The organism is Streptomyces malaysiensis subsp. samsunensis (assembly GCF_024519315.1).
GTDB lineage: Bacteria > Actinomycetota > Actinomycetes > Streptomycetales > Streptomycetaceae > Streptomyces > Streptomyces malaysiensis.
Genome location: NZ_JANIIC010000097.1, coordinates 1 through 22,249, shown reverse-complemented (window position 1 = coordinate 22,249; position 22,249 = coordinate 1). Strand labels below are relative to the sequence as shown.

The following is a 22,249-nucleotide window of genomic DNA, read 5'->3' as shown; positions in this document are numbered from 1 at the left end:
CGATGCGGCCCTCACCCCAACGGTTCGAAGGTACGCACGAATTCCCCTGCTCCGCCAGCAAGGAAGGCCGAACTTACCTCGCTGACCTGCGGAAACGCGAAGAGGCCGCCGAACCCCGAGGGGTTCGGCGGCCCGGTGGACGCACCAGGGCGCGCGTCAGGGTTTCTTGGCGGACTCCGCCTCGGCGGCCACCGCGGCATCGTCCGCGCCACCGCTCCCGGCCTTGCTCGCGGCCGCGGTACCGTGGCCCGCCTCGGTGGCCGCGGCCGGTCCGGCGCCGCTCTCGGCCGCGCCGTCCTCGACCGCGGCGGGCTCCACGATCTCCTCGCGGCCGGGGGTCCTCTTCGCGGAGATCACCAGATAGGCCACCGCGGCCAGGAAGACCACGACGGACGTCCAGTTGTTGAGCCGCAGCCCCAGCACATGGTGGGCGTCGTCCACCCGGAGGTACTCGATCCAGAAGCGGCCCACGGTGTAAGCCGCGACGTAGAGGGCAAACGCCCGGCCATGCCCCAGCTTGAAGCGGCGGTCCGCCCCGATCACCAGGAGCGCCACGCCGACGCACCACAGCGACTCGTACAGGAAGGTCGGGTGGTACGTGCCGGCCACCCGGCCCGCGTCGGCGTCGCCGTCGATCTTCAGCGCCCAGGGCAGTGTGGTCGCCTTGCCGTACAGCTCCTGGTTGAACCAGTTGCCCCAGCGCCCGATCGCCTGGGCGAAGGCGATCCCGGGCGCGATGGCGTCCGCGTACGCCGGGAGCGGGATCCCACGGCGGCGGCAGCCGATCCAGGCGCCGAGCGCGCCCAGCGCGATGGCTCCCCAGATCCCGAGGCCGCCCTGCCAGATCTTGAAGGCGTCCACCCAGTCACGGCCGTCGGTGAAATACAGCTCGTAATCGGTGATGACGTGGTAGAGGCGGCCGCCGACCAGGCCGAAGGGCACCGCCCAGACGGCGATGTCGGCGACGGTGCCGACCTGGCCGCCCCGGGCGACCCAGCGCCGTCCGCCGTACCAGACCGCGACGAAGACGCCGATGATGATGCAGAACGCATAGCCGCGCAGCGGGACCGGACCGAGATGGATCACGCCGGACGACGGGCTGGGAATATAAGCGAGGAGGTCCATGACAGGACCGACGCTACCGTGCCGGGCGGGAGATACGGCAACCCACCCGGCAACGGCTGCGTAACAAGGATCAGTCCCGGGCCGCCGCGAGGACCATGCGCTTGAGCTTGTTGGGGCTCAGCGGCTTCTTGGGATCGCCGTACACGGACTTCCCGTCGAGCAGCACGGTCGGCGTGGAGGCATAGCCGGAGTGGGCGAAGACATCGTTGGACTTGCGCACCCAGGTGTCGTGCCGGCCGTCCTCGACACATGTGCGGAAGGCGGGCGTGACCAGCCCGGGGACCTGGTCCGCGAGCTTGATCAGCCTGCTGTTGTTCGCGTAGGTGTCCCGGGTCTCCTGGGGCTGATGGCGGTAGAGCACATCGTGGTACGCCCGGAACATGGCGGGGTCCTTGTCCTGGGCGCAGGCCGCCGCGTTGGCGGCGCGGAGCGAACCGGTGCCGCCGAGGTTTCCGTCGATGATCGTCACCAGGTGGTACTCGACCTTCATCCGGCCCTCGTCCTGGAGCTGGTGGACGGTCTTGCGGAAGACGTCCTCGAACTGCTTGCAGCCGGGGCAGCGGAAGTCCTCGTAGACCGTCAGGGTCACCGGGGCGGCCTTCGCGGCCTTCCCCGCCTTGCCCTCCTGCTCCGCCTTCCCGTCCTTCCCGTGCTTCCCCGAGGGGATCACCAGACGTCCCTTGCCGACCGCTCCGCGCGGCGGCACCAGGGCGCTGCCCGACTTCCCCGAGTCGTCCTCGGTCCTGGACGCGACCATGCCCACCCCGACGGCCCCGGCGAGGACGGCCACCGCCGCCCCCACGACGCCCAGCGTCCGCTTGCGCTTCGCGCGCGCCCGGTCCCGTTCGCGCTGTTCCCGCAGGCGCTCTCGGGCGCCGCGCTTTCCCTCACGGTTTCTCTGACTCACGCCCTCGCCTAACGAGGCGGAGGAGCACCGCTGAGCTCCTCCGCCCCGTTGTTCCCTCTAACGAGCGACCCTCTGACGGGTGGCCGGCGGACCACGCGGCGGAGCCGCATATCGATAGTTCCCCCTCCCCGCCCCTTCCCGCAGCACCGATATGCGGCTCCGCCGCGTGGCAGGGACTCCGCCCCTGGCCCCCGGGGTCCGGGGCGAAGCCCGCCACCCAGCCCCTCCGGCGCGAGGAGCGGGGCCCGGGGCCAAGCCCCGCCACCCAGCCCCTCCAGCGCGAGGAGCGGAGCCCGGGGCCAAGCCCCGCCACCCAGCCCCTCCGGCGCTTGAGGAGCGGGGTCTGGGGCGGAGCCCCAGTTGTGGGAAGGGGCGGGGAGGGGAGCAGCCCGCCGCAGGCGGCAAGAACCGTCGGACACTCCCTAACCGGCCGCGCGGACGCCCTCCGCCAGCTCACCCGCGAGCTCGCGCAGCCCCGCCAGACCGGCCTCGCCGTCGCCCTCGGCGTCCAGCAGCCGCTTGACGAAGGCCGAGCCCACGATGACGCCGTCGGCGAACGCGGCGACCTCCGTCGCCTGCGCGGCGTTGGAGACGCCGAGCCCCACGCACACCGGAAGCGAGGTGGTCGCACGGGTGCGCTCCACCAGCGCGCGCGCCTCCTGGCCCACCGATTCCCTCGTTCCGGTGACACCCATCAGGGACGCCGCGTAGACGAAACCGCTGCCCGCGGCCGTGATCTTCGCCAGCCGCTCATCGCGGCTGCTGGGCGCGACCACGAACACCGTCGCCAGACCGTGCTGCTCCGCGGCCTTCCGCCAGATCTCCGACTCCTCGACCGGCAGATCAGGCAGGATGCAGCCCGCGCCGCCCACCTCGGCGAGATGGGCGGCGAACCGCTCCACGCCGTACCGGTCCACGGGGTTCCAGTACGTCATGCACAGGATCGGGGCGCCCGTGCGGGCGTGCACCTCCCCCACCGTGCGGATCACATCGCGGATCCTGACCCCGCCGCGCAGCGCGATGTCGTCGGCGGTCTGGATCACCGGACCGTCGAGCACCGGATCGCTGTGCGGCAGCCCGACCTCGACGATGTCGCAGCCGCCCTCGATCATGGCGGTCATCGCGTCCACCCCGCCGTCGACGGTGGGGAAACCGGCGGGCAGATAGCCGACGAGCGCGGCGCGCCCCTCGGCCTTGGCACTCGCCAGGACGGATCCCAGCAGCTCCAGGTTCCCGGCCATCACTTCGCCCCCTCGTCGCTCTGCCGCTCGTAGAGCCCGAAGTACCGAGCCGCCGTGTCCATGTCCTTGTCGCCGCGCCCGGAGAGGTTGACCAGCACCAGACCGTCGCTGCCCAGCTCACGGCCGAGGTCCAGGGCGCCCGCCAGCGCGTGGGCGCTCTCGATCGCCGGGATGATGCCCTCGGTCTCCGACAGCAGCCGCAGCGCCCGCATCGCCTCGTCATCGGTGACCGCCCGGTACTCGGCGCGGCCGGTGTCCTTCAGATACGCGTGCTCAGGGCCGACGCCGGGGTAGTCGAGACCGGCCGAGATCGAGTACGGCTCGGTGATCTGCCCGTCCTCGTCCTGGAGCACGAACGACCGGGAGCCGTGCAGGATCCCGGGCTCGCCCTGGCTCAGCGTGGCCGCGTGCTCCCCGGTGTCCACCCCGTGTCCGGCGGGCTCGAAGCCGACGATCCGCACGCTCTCGTCCGGCAGGAAGGCGTGGAACAGCCCGATCGCGTTGGATCCGCCGCCCACACAGGCCGCGACCGCGTCCGGCAGCCGCCCGGTCCGCTCCAGGATCTGCCGCCGCGCCTCCACGCCGATCACCCGGTGGAAGTCGCGCACCAGCGCCGGGAAGGGGTGGGGACCGGCCACGGTGCCGAAGAGGTAATGGGTGCGGTCCACATTGGCCACCCAGTCCCGGAACGCCTCGTTGATGGCGTCCTTCAGGGTGCGGCTGCCGGACTTCACGGCGATGACCTCGGCGCCCAGCATCCGCATCCGCGCCACGTTGAGCGCCTGCCGCCGGGTGTCGATCTCGCCCATGTAGATGGTGCACTCGAGCCCGAACAGCGCGCATGCGGTGGCCGTGGCCACGCCGTGCTGACCGGCGCCGGTCTCGGCGATGACCCGGGACTTGCCCATCCGCTTGGTGAGCAGGGCCTGGCCCAGCACGTTGTTGATCTTGTGGGAGCCGGTGTGGTTGAGGTCCTCGCGCTTGAGGAAGATCCGGGCGCCCCCGGCGTGCTCGGCGAACCGCGTCACCTCGGTCAGCGCGCTGGGCCGGCCGGTGTAGTTGACCAGCAGATCCTCGAGCTCGGCCGCGAAGGCGGGGTCGGTCTTGGCCTTCTCGTACTCGGCGGCGACCTCGTCGACCGCGGCGACGAGCGCCTCGGGGATGAACTTGCCGCCGAAGGCACCGAAGTACCCCTCGGCGGTGGGCACCTGACCCTCCGGGTCAGGGATGAAGAAATCAGAGGACATGGCTGTACTCCTCGATCGGGGCATCGCCCCGCAACGGATGTGATGGGAAACCGTGCGCGCTCAGCGCGGCGCGGCGCGTCGCCATCGACGCCCGTTGATCTGCCCCGGCTCGCATCCGATGTGGTAGCGCACGCGCCGCCCCCGCACCCGCCTCGCGGGCGCGCGGCAGCCCCGGGGCCGACAGCCCCGGGCCAGGCGTGCGTACGTCTCCATGGTGCGCCGATCCCGCCCCGCCGTCAGTCCCGGCCGTGGCGCAGCGCCGGATGGGCGCCCGCCGCCACCAGATCGGCCACCGCGACCTTGGGGTCGCGACCGGTCACCAGGGACTCGCCGACCAGCACCGCGTCCGCGCCGTCGTTCGCGTAGGCGATCAGGTCGTGCGGTCCGCGCACCCCCGACTCCGCGATCTTGACGATATGGTCCGGGATCTCCGGTGCGATCCGGGCGAAGTTGCCCCGGTCCACCTGGAGGGTCTTGAGGTCGCGCGCGTTGACGCCGATCACCCGGGCCCCGGCGTCGACCGCCCGGGCGACCTCCTCCTCGTCGTGCACCTCGACCAGCGGTGTGAGCCCGATCGACTCGGCCCGCTCGACGAGCGAGACCAGGGCCTCCTGCTCCAGCGCGGCGACGATCAGCAGGATGACGTCGGCGCCGTACGCGCGCGCCTCCCACAGCTGGTACGAGGTGACGATGAAGTCCTTACGGAGCACCGGAATGTCGACCTTGGCCCTTACGGCCTCCAGGTCGGCCAGCGAGCCGCCGAAGCGCCGCTGCTCGGTCAGCACGCTGATCACGGCCGCGCCGCCCGCCTCGTAGTCGGCGGCGAGCCCCGCGGGGTCGGCGATCGCGGCGAGCGCGCCCTTGGACGGGCTGGACCGCTTCACCTCGCAGATCACCTTGACGCCTTCGCCCTTGAGCGCGGCGACGCCGTCCTTCGCCGGCTGGGCCTTGGCCGCCCGCTCCTTGAGCTCGTCGAGGGCGACGCTCGCCTGCCGCTCCGCGAGGTCGGCACGGACTCCGTCGATGATCTCGTCGAGCACACTCACCGAGCGGCCCCCTTCCGTGACGGGGATGAAGCTAGCTGCTGTGGATCTGCCGGGTGGGACGGGTTCACCGCGTCACCCGGCACTGCGATGGTAGCCGCCGGGAGGCCGAGCTCTCGCATCCGGTTGACGCGGACGCCCACCACATGCACATACACAACAGCGGTCATGGTGTCAGTAGTCCCCCGAACGGGAAATTCCGGACGATGGTGAAGACCAGGGCCGCCGCGCCCAGCGCCCCCGCGTACCAGGGCCGCGCCACCGGGAAGCGCCCGCGTACGCACCACACCACCCAGCAGACGGCGAAGACCGCGTAACAGCCGACCGCGAGGGCGTTGTCGCGCAGCGCGGCCGCCAGATCGCCGTGCGCCAGGGCATGGGCGCCGCGCAGCCCGCCGCAGCCGGGGCAGTACAGCCCGGTGAGCCGCAGCAGCGGGCAGACGGGGTAGTGGCCGGGTTCCCGGGGGTCGACGGCGCCGACATAACCGAAGGCGGCCAGGACGCCCGCGAGCACGCCGAACGGCGCGGCCAGCCGCCGTACCAGGGGGGCCGGGGCGGTCGGCGGTGGTTCGGTCACACCGCCGAGTCTGCCCCGGCATCCACGAAGGCGCAGCTCAGAACCGGTGCACCGGCCTCCGTACGGCTCAGTGGCGAGCGCGGCGACGGAGGCGGGCGCGGCCCCGGGCCGCGCCGGGGCTCAACTCTGGGTCTGCGCCTGCGCCTGGGTCTGCGACTGGACCGCGGGCTGCGGCCGCACGGGCTGCGCCTTGGGCATGCCCAACCCGGCCGCGCGCATCGCCATGCCGACGATACCGCCGAGGGCGATGATCACGATGCCCGCCCAGAAGCCGAGCGGGCTGGCCGCCACGGTGAACGCGCCGGCGACGCAGAAGCCGATGAAGGCGATGGTGACACCGGTCCAGGCGGCCGGGGTGTGTCCGTGGTTGTGACCCGCCATGAATTCTCCTCGTTGCTGTACCGCGCCTGGTCCCGGCGCTCGGGGAGGCGAACGCTCCCAGGCCATTGTCCCCGACGCGCGAAACACCCTTGCGCGGGGGTGGGGCCCCGCGGTGTGGGAGGGGAGCGCTCAGGCGCCCCGCTCGGCCTCCTGCCGCTCCGGTGCCTCCGTCGGGTCCTCGCCCCGGTCCAGGGCCTTCCACAGCTCCTCGGGGCGGTCCGGGTCGGGGGCCGGGCCGCCGCGCCGGGTGCGGGCCCGGCCCGTGGTGCCCGCGCGCTCGTACCGCCCGGACATGGCGGGCCAGTGCCGGCCGTAGCCCAGCGCGAGCACGCCCGCGAGCAGCAGCAGCACCCCGCCCGCCGCGGCCACCCACGGCCAGGGGGTGTACGCCACGTCGTGGATGGGGCTGTGGGTCAGCCCGCTCACCTTGGACGCCTTCTCCTCCAGCGCCGCCTTGTCGGACGCGCCGAGCGCCGAGCTGACGACGACGCCCGCGCCGCAGAGTGCGAGCAGCGCCGAGACGACGACACGGCCGAGGCGGCGCACGGCGAAGACCGCGACCAGCGCGGCGAGGCCGACGACGGCCAGCGCACCGGGCAGCCCGGTGATGTCGTCGCCGTCGGCGCTCTGTGGAAGGGAGCCCTGGGCGACGGCGGCGGTGCCCTCGGCCCACTTGCGGCTGGTGGCCAGCAGGACGAGGGCGGCGCCCAGCGCACCGGCCAGCAGGGCGATGACAAGGCTGCTTCGGCGGCCGCGCACGGCGGAGGCGGAGGGCTCGTGCTCGGCCCTGGGCTGGGGTACGGCTGCTGCGGTCACGCCTACCACTATCCCCCACCCGGGTACGGGCTCGTTCGCGGGGATATGAGAACTACCGGCGACTACCGGGAACTACCGCCCCAGCCGCCCCGCCGCGTGCACCGCCCGCAGCACCGCCGCCGCCTTGTTGCGGCACTCCGCGTCCTCGGCCACCGGATCGGAGTCGGCCACGATCCCCGCGCCCGCCTGGACATACGCGGTGCCGTCGCGCAGCAGCGCGGTACGGATGGCGATCGCGGTGTCGGAGTCGCCCGCGAAGTCCAGATAGCCGACACAGCCGCCGTACAGCCCGCGGCGGCTCGGCTCCAGCTCCTCGATGATCTGGAGCGCGCGCGGCTTGGGGGCGCCGGAGAGGGTGCCCGCGGGGAAGCAGGCGGTGAGCACGTCGAAGGCCGTACGGCCCTCGGCGAGGCTGCCGGTGACGGTCGAGACGATGTGCATGACATGGCTGTAGCGCTCGACCGACATGAAGTCGACGACCTCCACGCTGCCGGGCTCGCAGACCCGCCCGAGGTCGTTGCGCCCGAGGTCGACCAGCATCAGGTGCTCGGCCCGCTCCTTGGGGTCGGCGAGCAGCTCCTCGGCGAGGGCGGCGTCCTCCTGCGGGGTGGCCCCGCGGTGGCGGGTGCCGGCGATGGGGTGCAGCATCGCCCGGCCGTCCTCGACCTTGACCAGGGCCTCCGGACTGGAGCCCACCACATCGAAGCCCTCGAACCGGAAGAGGTACATATAGGGGCTCGGATTGGTGGCGCGCAGCACCCGGTAGACGTCGAGGGCGCTGGCCGAGCACGGTGTCTCGAACCGCTGCGAGGGGACGACCTGGAACGCCTCGCCCGCGCGGATGCGCTCCTTGATGTCGTCCACCGCCTCCTTGAAGTCCTCACCGCCCCACAGCGCGGTGTACTCCGGCAGTTCGGACTCGGGCAGCGCGGCGGGGTCGGTCGGCACGGGGCGGACCAGATCGGCGGCCATCGCGTCGAGCCGGGCCACGGCGTCCGCGTACGCCTCGTCCACACCCGTGTCGAGGTCGTTGTGGTTGATCGCGTTGGCGATCAGCAGCACGGTGCCGTCCCAGTGGTCCAGCACCGCGAGGTCCGAGGTGAGCAGCATGGTCAGCTCGGGCAGGCGCAGATCGTCCCGCCCGTGCTCGCCGACCTTCTCCAGACGGCGGACGATGTCGTAGCCGAGGTAGCCGACCATGCCGCCGGTGAACGGCGGCAGCTGGACCAGGCCCCCGAGGTCGCGGGGGGTGTGCAGGGTCTCGACGGTGGCGCGCAGCGCCTGGAGCGGGTCGCCTTCGGTGGGCACGCCGACCGGCGGGGTGCCCAGCCAGTGGGTGCGGCCCTCGCGCTCGGTGAGGGTGGCGGCGCTGCGGACGCCGATGAAGGAGTAGCGCGACCAGGAGCGGCCGTTCTCGGCGGATTCGAGGAGGAAGGTGCCGGGGCGCTCGGCGGCCAGTTTGCGGTAGAGGCCCACAGGGGTGTCGCCGTCCGCGAGCAGCTTGCGGCTGACGGGGATGACGCGGCGGTCGGCCGCCAGCTTGCGGAAGGTCTCGAGATCCATCGTGACAGCGTCCTGGGTCGAGGTCTGGGGAGCCCCGCGGGGCACGGGGCCGGCTGGGTGGGGCGGTGGCCGGGCTGCCGGCGGTCTACTGGCCGGCCGGTCGGCCGAGCGGCAGTTCGTCGGCGTCGAAGCAGGTGCGGTCGCCGGTGTGGCAGGCGGCGCCGACCTGGTCGACCTTGACGAGGATGGTGTCGGCGTCGCAGTCGAGGGCGACGGACTTGACCAGCTGGACATGGCCGGAGGTGTCGCCCTTGGCCCAGTACTCCTGGCGGCTGCGGCTCCAGTAGGTGCAGCGGCCGGTGGTGAGGGTGCGGTGCAGCGCCTCGTCGTCCATCCAGCCGAGCATCAGCACCTCACCGGTGTCGTACTGCTGGGCGATGGCGGGCAGCAGGCCGTCGGCGCCGCGCTTGAGGCGGGCGGCGAGGGCCGGGTCGAGGGCGGAGGGGCGGTCGGAGCCGGTCATGCGACCATTCTGCACGTCCGGAGGGGGGTCCCCGCGAATGATCTCCGCCGGACCGGTGTCCGGGCGGGTGTCGGGGCCGGTATCGGGGCCGGTATCCAGGTCGGTGTCCCGGGCCGGTGGGCCGGGTCCGGCGGTCGCCGGCAGGCCGGGCCCGATGGTCGGGTTGTCGGTGGAATGGGGCATGCTTCGGGCATGACGTTTCCGCCGCCGTCGAATGACCCCAACCGGCCTGGAAACGGCGGGGAGTTCGGTCCACCGCCGCAGCCGCAGCAGCAACCACCACAGCCACAGCCCTCACAGCCCCAGCAGGCGCAGCCGCCGCAGCAGCCCCCGCAGGCGCAGCCGCCGCAGCAGGGCTTCGGGCCGCCGCCCCCGGCGGACCCGCCCGCGCAGCCGGGCGGGACGGGTGCGCGGCCCCGGCCCGGGCCTCAGGACCAGCCGGGGGCCCAGTCCTGGCCGGCGCCGTCCGCCCCGCCGAGCGGTGGTTTCGGCCCGCCCACCCCACCGGTCCTGATGCCCGGCGGACCGCCGCCCGGCGCGCTGCCGCCGGGGTCCATACCCCCGGGCGCGCTGCCGCCGGGGCCGATGCCCGCCGGCGCGCTGCCGCCGCCTCCCCCGCCGCCCGGCACCGGCGGTTCCAGGACCACGGCGATCGTCATCGCGGCGGTGGTGGCCGTGGCGGTGGTCGTCGGCGCGATCGTCATCGGGACGAAGGACGACGGGGACGAGAGGACATCGGCCGACGCCGGCCCGTCCGCTTCGGCCTCCGCCTCGGACAGCCCCCTCTCCTCGCCCTCGGACGACGCGACGTCCGCCGCTCCGGCGGGCTCGGAGGACCCCGGTCAGGGCGCGCCGCTGGGCGGCGGAGGCGATGCCCCCGACGGGGATCCCGGCCCCTCGGATTCCGCGGCCCCGGACGCGTCGGAGTCCGGCGGGCCCGGTGGCAAGGTGCCGTACGTGGTGCTCGACCCCGGTCAGTGCTTCGACCATCCGGCGATGGACAGCGGCGTCACCAAGGTCGAGAAGCGGCCCTGCCACGGTCCGCACGACGGCGAGGTGATCGCCAATGAGACGCTGAGCGGCGACTTCTCCTCCGAGAGCGCGATCCAGTCCAAGGCGCTCGCGCTGTGCGGAACGGACGCCAAGAAGCGGCTCAAGAGCATCCCCAACGACGGCCGGATGTACTACTACTACGCGCTGTACCCCGCGCTGGGCACCTACTCCGTCCAGGGCGAGGACCAGGTCTCCTGCGCGCTCACGCTGAGCGCCGGACGCGACGGCAAGAAGCTGGGCGAGCCCCTGCCGGGGTAGGTCCGGGCGGGGCGGCCACGGCGGCGCGCGGCGGCGCTTGTCGTGGCAGCGGACGGGCCCCGGTCGTAGGGTGGACCCATGTCCACTCACGCAAAGCGCGAACGCCTGCTCCTCGCCGACCTCTTGGAAGGCGCGGGCCCCGGCGCCCGGACGCTGTGCGAGGGCTGGACCACCCGCGATCTGGCGGCCCATCTGGTGGTCCGCGAGCGCCGCCCCGACGCGGCCGCCGGGGTGCTGGTCAAGCCGCTGGCCTCGCGGCTGACCCGGGTGCAGGAGGAGTTCGCGGCGAAGCCGTACGAGGAGCTGCTCCAGCTGTTCCGCACCGGTCCGCCGCGAATGTCGCCGTTCGCGCTGAAGCAGGTGGACGAGGCGGCCAACAGCTTCGAGTTCTACGTCCACGCCGAGGATGTGCGCCGGGCCCAGCCGGACTGGACACCGCGCGAGCTGGACCCGGTCTTCGCCGACGCGCTGTGGTCCCGTATCGAGCGCGGCGCCCGGGTCTTCGGCCGCCGCTCCCCCGTCGGCCTGGTGCTGCGGCGTCCGGACGGCCGTACGGCGGTGGCCCGCCGCGGCGTCCCGGTCGTCACGGTCACCGGTGAACCGGGCGAGCTGGCGCTCTTCCTCACCGGCCGCCAGGAGTCCGCCCGGGTCGAGCTGGAGGGCGACAAGGAGGCCGTGGCCGCGGCGCGGGAGGCCAAGCTCGGCATCTGAGCCGGGCGCCCCCGCGCGCGGGTACGTATCCGGGGGAGTCCCCTAAGCGGATCGGCGGAAGTCGGCTGCGGTTCGGTGGCGCCCCGAAGGGGGGCGGGGCTGTGTCGATATGCGGCTCCGCCGCGCGGGCGCGGCCGGCCACGACGGCGCCGCAGACGATCGACGGCAGGTCGGGGCACTTCCAGCTAAGCGCTTAGCAGGTCTCGCGCACGTAGTCCGCGCCGTCGTCGGGCGAGACGTCCTCGTCCCGCAGGACGATGCTGAGCCGGTCGCCCCAGCCCGCGCACGCCTTGGCGAAGCCCTCCTCGCCGTACTCGACCACCACCACATGGTCGTCGTAAGCCTCGGCGAAGTCACCGCACTCGTCGTACTCGCCGCACTCCTCGACCACCGCGAAGTCCAGCCCGGCCGCCTTCCGGCCGGAGAGGAGCTCCGCGGTGTTCTTCTGTGCGATGGCCAGCCCCTGGGCGTGCGCGTGCTCCGACAGCAGCGCCATGAACTCCTTGGCGTGGGCGGTGGTCAGCAGCTTCTTGGAGCGTTCGTAGCTGTCGTAGTTGTCGGGCTCGACGGCGTCGAAGCCCTTGTCGGCGCAGCCGTCGATCCAGCCGTCGACCTTCTCCGCGACGCGCTCGCGCTTCCCCGCGGTGCTGATGTCGAGCAGCGGTTCCTTCCACTTGGTGTCGATGACGAGGTCGCCGTCGCGGTCGCGCAGCAGCAGGTCGTCCGGCCACTGGTCGCGTTCGCCCGGCTGGACCTGGAAGGCGTTGACATAGCAGATGTTGTACAGCCCGTCCGCCGGGGAGTCCGCGCGGTCGCGGCTGACGATGTCGACGCCCTTGGGCGGGGTGTACTCGCCACCGATCTGGTAGTCGAAGCCGCCGTGGACGGGCGGCAGGGCCACTCCGGACGCGCTGGCTCCCGAGGTCATGGACACGGCCACGACGGCGGCGGCCGCGGCGGCGGCCGTCACCACCGACGCGAGGACCCAGCGGCGGCGAAGGCGGGCGGCATGGCTGGTGGGCATGGATACTCCAACACTCGCGGGTAACGGCCCCGCCTCGGATGGCATCCGCCGTCCTGGCGACTGAGTCCGGGCTCGGGACCGGAACCGGGTCCCCTACCGGCTGGGCGTACCTCTTGGGCGGCACGGGGGCGGTACACCCGTACGGCTGCTGCGATCAAAGCGGGCCCCCGCGATGGCGTCAAGTCGGGGATCCCGCGGACCACAGCCGCTGGAGCGGCCGGTAGTCGATGACCACGATCCCCTCGTCCCGCAGCAGTTGGCGGGCGTCCGGCGAGGTCAGGAACGCGTGGTCGCCGTGGCGCACCCGCCAGCCGCCGGGCTCGGCGGCCCGCGAGCGCTCATCGCCCAGCCCGGGATGGACCGCCCACTCGCTGAGGCCGGGCGGCAGGGCGCGCAGCAGCGCGGCGTAGCGGGCCGCCCTGCCGTCGATGTCGAGGGCGAAGCTGTCCAGGAAGTCATGGTCGACGACCGGCAGCCCCCGCCCGCGCGCCGCCCGGCGGCCGCCGTCGAGCCAGACCCGCACCGCCAGTCCGTACTCCCCCGCCAGTGCCACGGTCAGCTCGAAGATGTCCTGGCCGCCGCCGTCGGCCAGACAGTGCCAGTCCAGATGAGTGGGCGTCAGTCCCGCGTCGGCCACGGCCTCGATCTGCGCGCGGAACTCCCGCTCGACCTCGTCCGGCCGCGCCCGCGCGAGCAGCTCCGCCCGCCGGCCGGCGGTGAACAGCTCACCCCGCTCGTCCAGCAGCGATGCCACCGTGCCCCTCGCGCTCAGCGGCCCCCACCGGAGGTGATCCGCGTCGCGGACGAGCGTGAGGTGGATACCGAACGGGATATCCGGCCGGTCGCGCAGCATCCGCATCGCCCGGGGCGCACCCGGGCACGGCACCATCAGGCTGCACGAACTCCCGATCCCCCGCTCGATCGCGTCGATGACGGCGGTGTTGACCGACTCATGCATCCCGAGGTCGTCGCAGTTGACGATGAGCACCCGCGCATCGGGCGGGAACCCCAGCAGCTGACTCGACACGGCTCCGTCCATGCCCTCAGTGTGAGCCGCCGTCAGCGATCGGCGAACGGGTTTTTCGACGGCCCCGCCATATCCGGCACGTAAGGTAAGCCAAACCTAACTTCCAATGGCGTGCGGCGGGCGGCCGCCCGCCGCACACACACCCTGGGGGCCCGACGTGCCGCATACGATCGACACCGCCGAGAAGGGGCCGGACGCCGCGACCGAGGAGGGCTGGGTCGAGCTGGGATCACGCACGGAGCTGCGCGAACTGCTGGGCGAACCCTGGCCCGTCGTGATCGAGAAGGTCCATGACCGGCTCACCGACAAGGACCGGGACATCCTGTCCCGCTCGCCCTTCTGCCTGCTGGCCACCTCCGACGCGGACGGCAACTGCGATGTCTCCCCGCGCGGGGACACGGCCGGTTTCACACACATCTTCGACTCCGGCACGCTCGCCCTGCCCGACCGGCCGGGGAACCGGCGCGGCGACAGCTTCCACAACATCCTCGACAATCCGCACGCCGGTCTGCTGTATCTGATCCCCGGCGGCAAGGAGGTCCTGCGGATCAACGGCCGGGCCCGCATCCTCACCGACGCCCCGTTCTTCGACGCCATGACGCGGGACGACCGGCGCCCCGCGCTGGCCCTCGTCCTGGAGATCGACGAGATCTACCTGCACTGCCCGCAGGCGCTCCGCCGTTCCGGGGTGTGGGACCCGGCGTCCTGGCGGACCGAGTGAGACACCGGCACCCTGCCCACCGACCCCCACTTAGGTTAGGCTAACCTTCGCAACGTGAGATCTGGTGAGGAAGCGGCCCGCACACGGCTGCGCGGTCATGAGCTGTCGGCCACGGGTGTGACCGTGTCGTACGACGGCGTGGACGTCGTACACGACGCCGCGCTCCGGCTCCGGCCCGGCGAGGTGACCGCCCTGGTCGGCCCCAACGGCAGCGGGAAGTCGACGCTGCTGCGGACGATCGCCCGGTTGCAGCGGCCCCGCCACGCGGAGCTCAGGATCGACGCCGACACCGACGGTCTCGCCCTGACCTCCCGTGAGTTCGCGCGGCATGTGGCCCTGCTGACCCAGAGCCGCCCCACCCCCGGCGGACTGACCGTGCGGGACGTCGTCGAGTTCGGCCGCTACCCCTACCGGGGCCGCTTCGGGCGCCCGGACCCGGACGCGTCGGACGCGGTCGACCGGGCGCTCGCGCTGACCGGTGTCACGGACCTCGCCGAGCGCGGCGCCGACCGCCTGTCCGGCGGGCAGTCGCAACGGGTCTGGCTGGCCGGATGCCTCGCCCAGGAGACCGGGGTGCTGCTGCTGGACGAGCCGACGACCCATCTCGACCCGCGCTACCAGATCGAACTCCTCGACCTCATCCGCGACCTGGCGGACGACCACGGGATCGCCGTCGGCGTGGTCCTGCACGACCTCGACCAGGCGGCGGCCGTCGCCGACCGGATCACGCTGCTCGAATCGGGCCGGATCGTCGCCGACGGCCGGCCCGAGGAGGTCCTGACGCCGGACCGCCTGACCGCCGTCTACGGCATCCGGTTCGACGTCGACACCGACCCCCTGACCGGCCGGCCGCGCACCCGCCCGATCGGCCGCCACCACATGCGAACGACCCGAAGCGAAAGGCTCGGCACCACCTCATGAGACGTCTCCTGCTCACCGCGGCCACCGTGACCGCCACGGCACTCGCCCTCGCCGCGTGCGGCACCACCGAGCCCGCCGCCGACAACTCCGAGAAGACCTCCGAGGCCATCAGCCTCACCGACGCCACCGGCGCGAAGGTCCGGCTGGACGGCCCGGCCACCAAGGTCGTCACCACCGAGTGGAACGTCACCGAGACCCTCCTCACGCTCGGCGTCGACCCCGTCGGCGTCGCCGACGTCAAGGGCTACAAGACCTGGGACACCGCCGTCCCACTGAAGAACCGCCCCAAGGACATCGGCACCCGCGGTGAGCCGAGCATGGACACCATCGCCTCCCTCTCGCCCGATCTCATCCTGGCGACCACCGACCTGGCACCGGCCGCCGTCAAGCAGCTGCGCAAGGTCGCCCCGGTGCTGGCGGTGAAGTCCGCCGACGCCTCCGACCAGATCGGGCGGATGCTGGGGAACCTCGACCTGATCGCCAAGGCCACCGGCACCACCGACCGCGCGAAGACGGCCCGTCAGGACTTCGAGGCCAAGGCGGCCGAGGGCAAGAAGGCCCTCGCCGACGCCGGTCTCGACGGTACGGAGATCGCCTTCGCCGACGGCTATGTCACCTCCAACCAGGTCTCCCTGCGCCCCTACACCAGCGGCTCGCTCATCGGCGCCGTCAACGAGAGGATCGGCCTGAAGAACGCCTGGAAGGTCAAGGGCGACGCGAGCTACGGCCTCGGCTCCACCGATGTCGAGGGACTCACCGACCTGCCGGAGGACGTCCGGTTCGGCTACATAGGCAGCGACGGCGACAAGAGCAGCACGCCCTTCACCGGTGCGCTGGCGAAGAACTCCGTATGGAAGTCCCTGCCGTTCGTGAAGGCGGGCGATGTGCACCGGCTGCCCGACGGCATCTGGATGTTCGGCGGCCCCGGCTCGATGGAGGCGTACATCGACGCCGTCGTCGACGCGCTGACGAAGTAGCGGCCCATGGCCGTCACCGCGAACACCCCCGCCACCCGTCCACAGGCGGCCGCCTCCCGATCGGGCGCGGCCGCGGTGACGGCCCTGCTCGTCCTGCTGGTCGCGGCCCTCGCCGTGGCCGACATCACCCAGGGCACCGCCGCCGTCGGACCGGCCGAGGTGGTCAAGGCGCTGACCGGGCGGGCCGATCCGGACGACGCGTCCGTCGTGCTCGCCTCCCGGCTGCCGCGGATGACCGCCGGCCTCCTGGTCGGCGCCGTCCTCGGCGTGGCCGGCGCCGTGCTCCAGGCCGTCAGCCGCAATGTGCTCGCCTCGCCCGACACCCTCGCGGTGAACGCCGGTTCGTACCTGGCGCTCGGAGTGGCCGGGGCCACCGGCGTCTCGCTGCCGATGCTCGCCTCCTCCGGTGTCGCCTTCGCGGGCGGGCTGCTGGCTGCGGCCGTCGTGCTCGCCCTGTCCGGCCTCGGCACGGGCACCGTACGTCTGGTCCTCGCCGGCACCGCGCTGGCGCTGGGCCTGAACTCCGTGACGCAGGGTCTGCTCCTGCTGTTCCCCGAACAGACCGAGGGGCTGTACCAGTGGAACCAGGGCAGCATCGGTCAGAACGGCTTCGACGGCGTCGTCCAGATGCTGCCCGTCGCGCTGGCCGGACTCGCCGGGCTGCTGCTGACCGCCCGCCGGATCGACGCGCTCGCCCTCGGCGACGACGCCGCACACGGACTGGGCGTCCCCGTCCGCACCACCCGCGTCACGGTGGTGGTGCTGGCGGCGCTGCTGTCCGCGGCGGCCGTCACGCTGGCCGGGCCCATCGGCTTCGTCGGTCTGTGCGCCCCGGCCCTGGTGCGCCCGCTCGCCCGCCGGTTCCGGGGCCTCGTCCGCACCCGGGCGGCCCTGCCCGTGGCCGGTCTGGTCGGCGCCGGTCTGGTGCTCGGTTCCGATGTGCTGCTGCGGGCCCTCGTCCCCGCGGACACGGCGGTGGCCGTGCCCACCGGCGTCGTCACCAGCCTGGTCGGCGCCGGGTTCCTGGTGGTGATGGCCCTGCGGCTGCGGGACACGGCCGGAGCCGAGGCGCCCGACCGGCTGCGGGTGCCCGGCCGGACGGCCTTCCTGATCACGGTGGCCCTCGCCGTCGCCGTAACCCTCGGCGTCACGGTGGGTGGCGTTCTGCTGGGCGACAGCAAGCTCCTGCTCGGCGATGTCGTGAACTGGGCGCAGGGGCGGGTCGGCCGGTCCGTCTCCTTCGTCCTGGACACCCGGGTGCCCCGAGTGCTCGCGGCCCTGTGCGCGGGCGCGGCGCTCGCCCTGGCCGGCACGCTGGTGCAGGCCGTGACCCGCAACCCGCTCGCGGAACCGGGCACCCTGGGCGTCTCCGGCGGAGCCGCGCTGGGCGCCGTACTGCTCGTCACCACGGTGCCCGTCGCCGGTTCCTGGAGCGTCGCGGGGGCGGCGTTCGCGGGCGCCGCGGTGGCCTCCGTGGTCGTCTTCGGACTCACCGCCCGGGGCGGCTACCAGCAGAACCGGCTGGTCCTCGTCGGCGTCGGCGTGGCCGCCGGGACGACGGCGCTGACCAGCCTGCTCATCGTGCTCACCGATCCGTTCAACGCCACGAAGGCGCTGACCTGGCTGTCCGGTTCGACGTACGGGCGGACCATGCCGGACGTCCTGCCCGTCGCGCTCATGCTGGCCCTGGGCCTCGCCACCGCCGTCGCCGCGCGCACCGAACTGGACCTCGTCTCCCTGGACGGCGACACACCGCGCCTGCTCGGCCTGCGGCCGTCCCGGGCCAGGCTCGGTTTCCTGGTGATGAGCGTCCTGCTCAGCGCGACCGCCGTCGCCTCGGCCGGCACCATCGGCTTCGTGGGCCTCGTGGCGCCGCACGCGGCCCGCGCCCTGGTGGGCCGGCGCCACATACGGGTGGTGCCGGTCGCCGTCCTCCTCGGCGCCGCGCTCGTCTGCGCGGCCGATCTGCTCGGCCGTACGGTGATCGCGCCCGCCCAGCTCGGTGCCGGCCTGATGACGGCGGTCATCGGTACGCCGTACTTCCTGCGGCTGCTGGTACGGAGCCGACGGTAGCCGCGGCGCGGGACCGGTCGGCCCATGGCGGGTCTCCGACCGCGTACCACCGCCGAGCGCGGTGCGGACGCGCGCCTTTCCTACTGGCTCGGCGCTTCCTACTGGGCGCTCGCGGCCGGGCGCACCACGATCTCGTTGACGTCGACCTCGGCGGGCTGACCGATGGCGTACGCGATGGCGTCGGCGATCGCGGAGGCGGGGATGGCCACCGAACGGTAGGTCTTCATGGCCTCCCGGGCGCTCGGATCGGAGATGGACTCGGCGAGTTCGGACTCGGTCACGCCCGGGGAGACCAGGCTGACCCGGATATCACCGGCCGACTCCTGGCGCAGCCCCTCCGAGATGGCGCGTACGGCGAACTTGGTGGCGCAGTACACCGCGGCGGTGGGCAAGACCTCGTACGCGCCGACCGAGGCGATGTTCACGACATGCCCGCCGCCCTGCTCCTTCATCACCGGCAGCGCCGCCGCGATGCCGTACAGCAGACCGCGCACATTCACATCGAGCATCCGGTCCCACTCGTCGACCTTCAGCGCCTCCAGCGGCGAGAGGGGCATCACCCCGGCGTTGTTGACCATCACATCCACCCGCCCGAACCGCGTCCGGGCGGCCGATACGAAGGCCCGCATATCGTCGGCCGTGGTGACGTCCAGCCGCTGGTACGCCGCGCTGCCGCCGTCGGCGGTGATCTCCCCGGCCAGCTCCCCCAGCCGCTCGGTCCGCCGCGCCCCCAGATAGACCCGGTGCCCATCGGCGGCGAGCCGACGCGCGGTGGCCGCCCCGATCCCACTGCTGGCCCCGGTGATGAGCACGACCTTGCCTGTCCCGGTGTTGGCGTTCATGGCGGTATCCCTTTCGATCCTGATGCCGTTCTGCCCTGGCCCCACCGAGTCTGCGCAGGTCAGCGACCCTTTACCAGGACGCGCCGCTCCTGGGTGCGGCACTCCCCGTCAGCGCGCGCCCGCCATCAGCGTCAGGTGCGGGAACCAGCTCCGCCACCGCTGGGAGACGAAAGGGAGCACACCGCCCATGGGCGGACAGCGCTCCTACCGCACCACCGTCCGGTGGCCGAGCAGCCGGGCAGCGCCACCGGGTCACGCCCTGAGGCCATGAGAAGCGGGGGACCACCGGTCGGTGATCCCCCGCTTCGGCGCGTCCGGCTCAGCGCACCGGGTGCCCCGCCTCCCGCAGCGCGTCCTTGACCTGCCCGATCCGTAGATCGCCGAAGTGGAAGACGGAGGCCGCGAGCACCGCGTCGGCCCCCGCGGCGATCGCGGGCGGGAAGTCGGCCAGCTCACCGGCGCCACCGCTGGCGATGACCGGGATGGTGACGTGCTTGCGGACGGCCTCGATCATGGCCGTGTCGTAGCCGTCCTTGGTGCCGTCCGCGTCCATGGAGTTCAGCAGGATCTCCCCCGCGCCCAGCTCCGCCGCGCGGTGGGCCCATTCGACGGCGTCGATACCGGTGCCACGGCGGCCGCCGTGGGTGGTGACCTCGTAGCCGGACGGCGTGACCGGTCCCCCGTCGGGCGCGGGCGCGCAGCGGCGGGCGTCGACCGAGAGGACGAGCACCTGGCTGCCGAAGCGCTCGGAGATCTCGCGGATGAGCTCGGGGCGGGCGATGGCGGCGGTGTTGACACCGACCTTGTCCGCCCCGGCGCGCAGCAGCTTGTCGACGTCCTCAGGGGTGCGGACGCCGCCGCCGACCGTCAGCGGGATGAAGACCTGCTCGGCGGTGCGGCGGACCACGTCGTAGGTGGTCTCGCGGTCACCGGAGGAGGCGGTGATGTCGAGGAAGGTCAGCTCGTCCGCGCCCTCCTCGCCGTAGACCTTGGCCATCTCGACCGGGTCGCCCGCGTCGCGCAGATTCTGGAAGTTGACGCCCTTGACGACCCGGCCGTTGTCCACGTCCAGGCAGGGGATGACTCGGACCGCCAGGGTCATGACTGTCGTGCTCCTCGGAATGCTTCCAGTTCTACTTCCACCAGGACGCGCGAGTCGACGAAGCCGGACACCACGACGAGGGTCGCGGCGGGGCGCACGGCGTCGAAGAGCTGCTTGTGGGCGCGGCACACCTCGTCCACGTCGCGGGCGTGGGTGAGGTACATACGCGTGCGGACCACCGATTCGATGCCCAGGTCGAACTCCTTCAGCGCGTCCAGAGCATGGCGGAAGGCGGCGAGCGTCTGCTCGTACGGATCGCCCTCGCCCTCCAGTACGCCGCGCTCCGCCAGTGGCATCGTCCCGGCGACGAGCACCAGGTCACCGGCCTCGACGGCCCGGGCGAACCCGATGGTCTCCTCCCAGGGACTTCCGGTCCGGACCCGCCGCGTGCTCTCGGGTGAGGTCATACGGATACCGCCTCCAACGCCTCTTCCAAGGTGAACGCCTTGGCGTAGAGCGCCTTGCCCACGATGGCGCCCTCGACACCTTCCGGTACCAGGGTCGCAAGGGCACGCAGGTCGTCAAGCGAGGAAACGCCGCCGGAGGCGACGACGGGCCGGTCGGTCGCGGCGCAGACATTGCGCAGCAGCTCCAGGTTGGGGCCCTGGAGGGTGCCGTCCTTGGCGATGTCGGTGACGACGTAGCGGGCGCAGCCCTCGGAGTCGAGCCGGGTCAGCGTCTCGTACAGATCGCCGCCGTCGCGGGTCCAGCCGCGGCCGCGCAGCGTGGTGCCGCGCACATCGAGGCCCACCGCGATGAGGTCGCCGTGCTCGGCGATGACCTTGGCGACCCACTCGGGGGACTCCAGGGCGGCCGTGCCGAGGTTCACCCGGGTGCAGCCGGTGGCCAGGGCGGCGGCCAGCGAGGCGTCATCGCGGATACCGCCGGACAGCTCGACCTTGAGGTCCATGGCGCGGGCCACCTCGGCGATCTGCGCACGGTTGTCCCCGGTGCCGAAGGCGGCGTCGAGGTCCACCAGGTGCAGCCATTCGGCGCCCGCCCGCTGCCACGCCAGGGCGGCCTCCATCGGGTCGCCGTACGACGTCTCCGAGCCGGACTCGCCGTGGACGAGGCGGACGGCCTGGCCGTCGCGGACATCGACGGCGGGGAGGAGTTCGAGGCGGTGCGTGCGCATGCGGACAACCTTCGGTTGAGAGCGTGAGGGCGATGGGGGCAGCGGGGGCCGGTGCGGGCCGTCGTCGGCCGGTGCGGGCCGGTCAGAGCGTGTCGAGCCAGTTGCGGAGCAGCCGCGCCCCGGCCTCACCCGACTTCTCGGGGTGGAACTGGGTGGCCCACAGCGGCCCGTTCTCGACGGCGGCGACGAACGGCTCGCCATGGGTGGCCCAGGTGACCTTGGGGGCGGGGATATGCGGGTTGGTGACCTCGAGCTCCCAGGTGTGGACCGCGTAGGAGTGGACGAAGTAGTACCGCTCGTCCTCGTCCTGACCCGCGAAGAGCTGTGAGTCCCCGGGCGCCTTGACCGTGTTCCAGCCCATGTGCGGGACGACGGGGGCGCGCAGCGGCCCGACCGTGCCCGGCCATTCGTCCAGGCCCTCGGCCTCGACGCCGTGCTCGATACCGCGCCCGAAGAGGATCTGCATACCGACGCAGATGCCCAGGACCGGGCGGCCGCCGGACAGCCGGCGCCCCACGATCCAGTCGCCGCGCGCCGCGCGCAGCCCCTTCATGCAGGCGGCGAAGGCGCCGACGCCGGGGACGAGGAGGCCGTCGGCGGCCATGGCCTTGTCGTAGTCACGGGTGATCTCGACCCGCGCGCCGACATGGGCGAGGGCCCGCTCGGCGGACCGGACATTGCCGAATCCGTAGTCGAAGACAACGACGCTCTTGGTGCTCAATTCCATACCTCGAGCCGCAGGACCCCGGCGAGCAGCGCCATCGTGGCACCGATCCCGAGCAGCGTGACGATGCTCTTGGACATGCCCTGCTTGACGAAGGAGATGACCCCGCCGAGCAGGAACAGCCCCAGGAGGATGAAAACGGTCGACAGTCCGTTCAAAGCGCTACCTCGTTCGCTTCTCCGCCCGCGCGGCGAAACCGCGGGTCGAATGTCATCCGCGACCCGGCGGCCACGCGTGCGACGCTCACCACTACCTCGTTCGCTTCTCCGCCCGCGCGGCGAAACCGCGGGTCGAATGTCATCCGCGACCCGGCGGCCA

At 72.7% G+C, this 22,249-nt stretch carries 25 protein-coding genes; 6 read left to right on the top strand and 19 right to left on the bottom strand.

Going from position 1 to position 22,249, the window contains the following annotated elements; genetic code table 11:
* Positions 1-156 precede the first annotated feature (156 nt).
* The 11 genes from lgt to hisI all read right to left on the bottom strand — a co-directional run bounded on the left by lgt (position 157) and on the right by hisI (position 9,363).
* Positions 157-1,125, bottom strand: coding sequence for a prolipoprotein diacylglyceryl transferase (gene lgt / locus NQU54_RS44745; RefSeq protein WP_257636035.1), 969 nt, complete (start codon positions 1,123-1,125; stop codon positions 157-159).
* A gap of 70 nt (positions 1,126-1,195) precedes the next feature.
* Positions 1,196-2,032 carry a DsbA family protein gene (locus tag NQU54_RS44740; protein ID WP_257636034.1) on the bottom strand — a complete coding sequence of 279 codons (837 nt, stop codon included), beginning with the start codon at positions 2,030-2,032 and terminating at the stop codon, positions 1,196-1,198.
* A gap of 422 nt (positions 2,033-2,454) precedes the next feature.
* Positions 2,455-3,273, bottom strand: coding sequence for a tryptophan synthase subunit alpha (gene trpA / locus NQU54_RS44735; RefSeq protein ID WP_257636033.1), 819 nt, complete (start codon positions 3,271-3,273; stop codon positions 2,455-2,457).
* A complete protein-coding gene (gene trpB / locus NQU54_RS44730) occupies positions 3,273-4,520 on the bottom strand; it encodes a tryptophan synthase subunit beta (RefSeq protein WP_257636032.1) in 1,248 nt (415 codons plus the stop codon). The genes trpA and trpB overlap by 1 nt, the downstream gene beginning before the upstream one ends.
* A 60-nt stretch (positions 4,521-4,580) precedes the next feature.
* Positions 4,581-4,760: a tryptophan biosynthesis modulator TrpM gene (trpM, locus tag NQU54_RS50420; protein WP_372506406.1), complete on the bottom strand. Its 180-nt coding sequence runs from the start codon at positions 4,758-4,760 to the stop codon at positions 4,581-4,583.
* Positions 4,757-5,566 carry an indole-3-glycerol phosphate synthase TrpC gene (trpC, locus tag NQU54_RS44725; RefSeq protein ID WP_257636031.1) on the bottom strand — a complete coding sequence of 270 codons (810 nt, stop codon included), beginning with the start codon at positions 5,564-5,566 and terminating at the stop codon, positions 4,757-4,759. The genes trpM and trpC overlap by 4 nt, the downstream gene beginning before the upstream one ends.
* Positions 5,567-5,729: 163 nt before the next feature.
* Positions 5,730-6,140 (bottom strand): DUF2752 domain-containing protein, encoded by a 411-nt coding sequence (locus tag NQU54_RS44720; RefSeq protein ID WP_099013417.1) that lies wholly within the window; start codon positions 6,138-6,140, stop codon positions 5,730-5,732.
* A 120-nt stretch (positions 6,141-6,260) separates the two neighbouring features.
* A complete protein-coding gene (locus NQU54_RS44715; protein WP_257636030.1) occupies positions 6,261-6,521 on the bottom strand; it encodes an HGxxPAAW family protein in 261 nt (86 codons plus the stop codon).
* A gap of 129 nt (positions 6,522-6,650) precedes the next feature.
* The gene (locus tag NQU54_RS44710; protein ID WP_257636029.1) at positions 6,651-7,337 is read right to left on the bottom strand and encodes a TIGR02234 family membrane protein; all 687 of its coding nucleotides are present in this window, start codon (positions 7,335-7,337) and stop codon (positions 6,651-6,653) included.
* 72 nt (positions 7,338-7,409) lie between these two features.
* Positions 7,410-8,945 carry an anthranilate synthase component I gene (locus NQU54_RS44705; protein WP_257636028.1) on the bottom strand — a complete coding sequence of 512 codons (1,536 nt, stop codon included), beginning with the start codon at positions 8,943-8,945 and terminating at the stop codon, positions 7,410-7,412.
* A 40-nt stretch (positions 8,946-8,985) separates the two neighbouring features.
* The gene (gene hisI / locus NQU54_RS44700) at positions 8,986-9,363 is read right to left on the bottom strand and encodes a phosphoribosyl-AMP cyclohydrolase (RefSeq protein WP_100809414.1); all 378 of its coding nucleotides are present in this window, start codon (positions 9,361-9,363) and stop codon (positions 8,986-8,988) included.
* Between the two features lie 192 nt (positions 9,364-9,555).
* Here hisI and NQU54_RS44695 point away from each other — a divergent pair, with 192 nt between their 5' ends.
* Together NQU54_RS44695 and NQU54_RS44690 are read left to right on the top strand one after the other, a co-directional pair.
* A complete protein-coding gene (locus NQU54_RS44695) occupies positions 9,556-10,674 on the top strand; it encodes a hypothetical protein (RefSeq protein WP_257636027.1) in 1,119 nt (372 codons plus the stop codon).
* Positions 10,675-10,752: 78 nt separating this feature from the next.
* The gene (locus NQU54_RS44690; protein WP_079257261.1) at positions 10,753-11,385 is read left to right on the top strand and encodes a TIGR03085 family metal-binding protein; all 633 of its coding nucleotides are present in this window, start codon (positions 10,753-10,755) and stop codon (positions 11,383-11,385) included.
* Between the two features lie 193 nt (positions 11,386-11,578).
* On the opposite strand, the gene NQU54_RS44685 is transcribed toward NQU54_RS44690, so the two are convergent.
* Positions 11,579-12,409, bottom strand: coding sequence for an endo alpha-1,4 polygalactosaminidase (locus NQU54_RS44685; protein WP_257636026.1), 831 nt, complete (start codon positions 12,407-12,409; stop codon positions 11,579-11,581).
* A gap of 178 nt (positions 12,410-12,587) precedes the next feature.
* Positions 12,588-13,448, bottom strand: coding sequence for a polysaccharide deacetylase family protein (locus NQU54_RS44680; RefSeq protein WP_257636025.1), 861 nt, complete (start codon positions 13,446-13,448; stop codon positions 12,588-12,590).
* Between the two features lie 145 nt (positions 13,449-13,593).
* Here NQU54_RS44680 and NQU54_RS44675 point away from each other — a divergent pair, with 145 nt between their 5' ends.
* From NQU54_RS44675 to NQU54_RS44660, 4 genes are read left to right on the top strand one after another with little or no spacing between them, the layout of a single operon-like run.
* Positions 13,594-14,157, top strand: a complete 564-nt coding sequence (locus tag NQU54_RS44675; protein ID WP_257636024.1) for an MSMEG_1061 family FMN-dependent PPOX-type flavoprotein — start codon at positions 13,594-13,596, stop codon at positions 14,155-14,157.
* Positions 14,158-14,211: 54 nt separating this feature from the next.
* Positions 14,212-15,078, top strand: a complete 867-nt coding sequence (locus NQU54_RS44670; protein ID WP_257636023.1) for an ABC transporter ATP-binding protein — start codon at positions 14,212-14,214, stop codon at positions 15,076-15,078.
* Positions 15,075-16,055: an iron-siderophore ABC transporter substrate-binding protein gene (locus NQU54_RS44665; protein ID WP_257636022.1), complete on the top strand. Its 981-nt coding sequence runs from the start codon at positions 15,075-15,077 to the stop codon at positions 16,053-16,055. Before NQU54_RS44670 ends, NQU54_RS44665 begins: the two co-directional genes overlap by 4 nt.
* 6 nt (positions 16,056-16,061) lie before the next feature.
* Positions 16,062-18,128, top strand: coding sequence for an iron ABC transporter permease (locus NQU54_RS44660; protein WP_257636021.1), 2,067 nt, complete (start codon positions 16,062-16,064; stop codon positions 18,126-18,128).
* Between the two features lie 98 nt (positions 18,129-18,226).
* On the opposite strand, the gene NQU54_RS44655 is transcribed toward NQU54_RS44660, so the two are convergent.
* The 6 genes from NQU54_RS44655 to NQU54_RS44630 form a co-directional block, all read right to left on the bottom strand.
* Positions 18,227-18,970 (bottom strand): SDR family oxidoreductase, encoded by a 744-nt coding sequence (locus NQU54_RS44655; protein ID WP_257636020.1) that lies wholly within the window; start codon positions 18,968-18,970, stop codon positions 18,227-18,229.
* Positions 18,971-19,289: 319 nt separating this feature from the next.
* Entirely contained in the window at positions 19,290-20,072 is a 783-nt protein-coding gene (hisF, locus tag NQU54_RS44650) for an imidazole glycerol phosphate synthase subunit HisF (protein WP_257636019.1), read from the bottom strand.
* Positions 20,069-20,479: a RidA family protein gene (locus tag NQU54_RS44645; RefSeq protein WP_257636018.1), complete on the bottom strand. Its 411-nt coding sequence runs from the start codon at positions 20,477-20,479 to the stop codon at positions 20,069-20,071. The genes hisF and NQU54_RS44645 overlap by 4 nt, the downstream gene beginning before the upstream one ends.
* The gene (gene priA / locus NQU54_RS44640) at positions 20,476-21,207 is read right to left on the bottom strand and encodes a bifunctional 1-(5-phosphoribosyl)-5-((5-phosphoribosylamino)methylideneamino)imidazole-4-carboxamide isomerase/phosphoribosylanthranilate isomerase PriA (RefSeq protein ID WP_069870119.1); all 732 of its coding nucleotides are present in this window, start codon (positions 21,205-21,207) and stop codon (positions 20,476-20,478) included. The genes NQU54_RS44645 and priA overlap by 4 nt, the downstream gene beginning before the upstream one ends.
* Before the next feature lie 82 nt (positions 21,208-21,289).
* Positions 21,290-21,934, bottom strand: a complete 645-nt coding sequence (hisH, locus tag NQU54_RS44635; protein ID WP_257636017.1) for an imidazole glycerol phosphate synthase subunit HisH — start codon at positions 21,932-21,934, stop codon at positions 21,290-21,292.
* Positions 21,925-22,089: a CG2302 family histidine operon protein gene (locus tag NQU54_RS44630; RefSeq protein WP_167459905.1), complete on the bottom strand. Its 165-nt coding sequence runs from the start codon at positions 22,087-22,089 to the stop codon at positions 21,925-21,927. The genes hisH and NQU54_RS44630 overlap by 10 nt, the downstream gene beginning before the upstream one ends.
* Positions 22,090-22,249: the final 160 nt, after the last annotated feature.

Coding starts and splice junctions, on each gene's coding strand:
- lgt (WP_257636035.1), bottom strand. CDS start 1,125: ATGGACCTCCTCGCTTATATTCCCAGCCCGTCGTCCGGCGTGATCCAT.
- trpA (WP_257636033.1), bottom strand. CDS start 3,273: ATGGCCGGGAACCTGGAGCTGCTGGGATCCGTCCTGGCGAGTGCCAAG.
- trpB (WP_257636032.1), bottom strand. CDS start 4,520: ATGTCCTCTGATTTCTTCATCCCTGACCCGGAGGGTCAGGTGCCCACC.
- NQU54_RS44715 (WP_257636030.1), bottom strand. CDS start 6,521: ATGGCGGGTCACAACCACGGACACACCCCGGCCGCCTGGACCGGTGTC.
- hisI (WP_100809414.1), bottom strand. CDS start 9,363: ATGACCGGCTCCGACCGCCCCTCCGCCCTCGACCCGGCCCTCGCCGCC.
- NQU54_RS44695 (WP_257636027.1), top strand. CDS start 9,556: ATGACGTTTCCGCCGCCGTCGAATGACCCCAACCGGCCTGGAAACGGC.
- NQU54_RS44690 (WP_079257261.1), top strand. CDS start 10,753: ATGTCCACTCACGCAAAGCGCGAACGCCTGCTCCTCGCCGACCTCTTG.
- NQU54_RS44685 (WP_257636026.1), bottom strand. CDS start 12,409: ATGCCCACCAGCCATGCCGCCCGCCTTCGCCGCCGCTGGGTCCTCGCG.
- NQU54_RS44680 (WP_257636025.1), bottom strand. CDS start 13,448: ATGGACGGAGCCGTGTCGAGTCAGCTGCTGGGGTTCCCGCCCGATGCG.
- NQU54_RS44665 (WP_257636022.1), top strand. CDS start 15,075: ATGAGACGTCTCCTGCTCACCGCGGCCACCGTGACCGCCACGGCACTC.
- NQU54_RS44660 (WP_257636021.1), top strand. CDS start 16,062: ATGGCCGTCACCGCGAACACCCCCGCCACCCGTCCACAGGCGGCCGCC.
- NQU54_RS44655 (WP_257636020.1), bottom strand. CDS start 18,970: ATGAACGCCAACACCGGGACAGGCAAGGTCGTGCTCATCACCGGGGCC.
- hisF (WP_257636019.1), bottom strand. CDS start 20,072: ATGACCCTGGCGGTCCGAGTCATCCCCTGCCTGGACGTGGACAACGGC.
- NQU54_RS44645 (WP_257636018.1), bottom strand. CDS start 20,479: ATGACCTCACCCGAGAGCACGCGGCGGGTCCGGACCGGAAGTCCCTGG.
- priA (WP_069870119.1), bottom strand. CDS start 21,207: ATGCGCACGCACCGCCTCGAACTCCTCCCCGCCGTCGATGTCCGCGAC.
- hisH (WP_257636017.1), bottom strand. CDS start 21,934: ATGGAATTGAGCACCAAGAGCGTCGTTGTCTTCGACTACGGATTCGGC.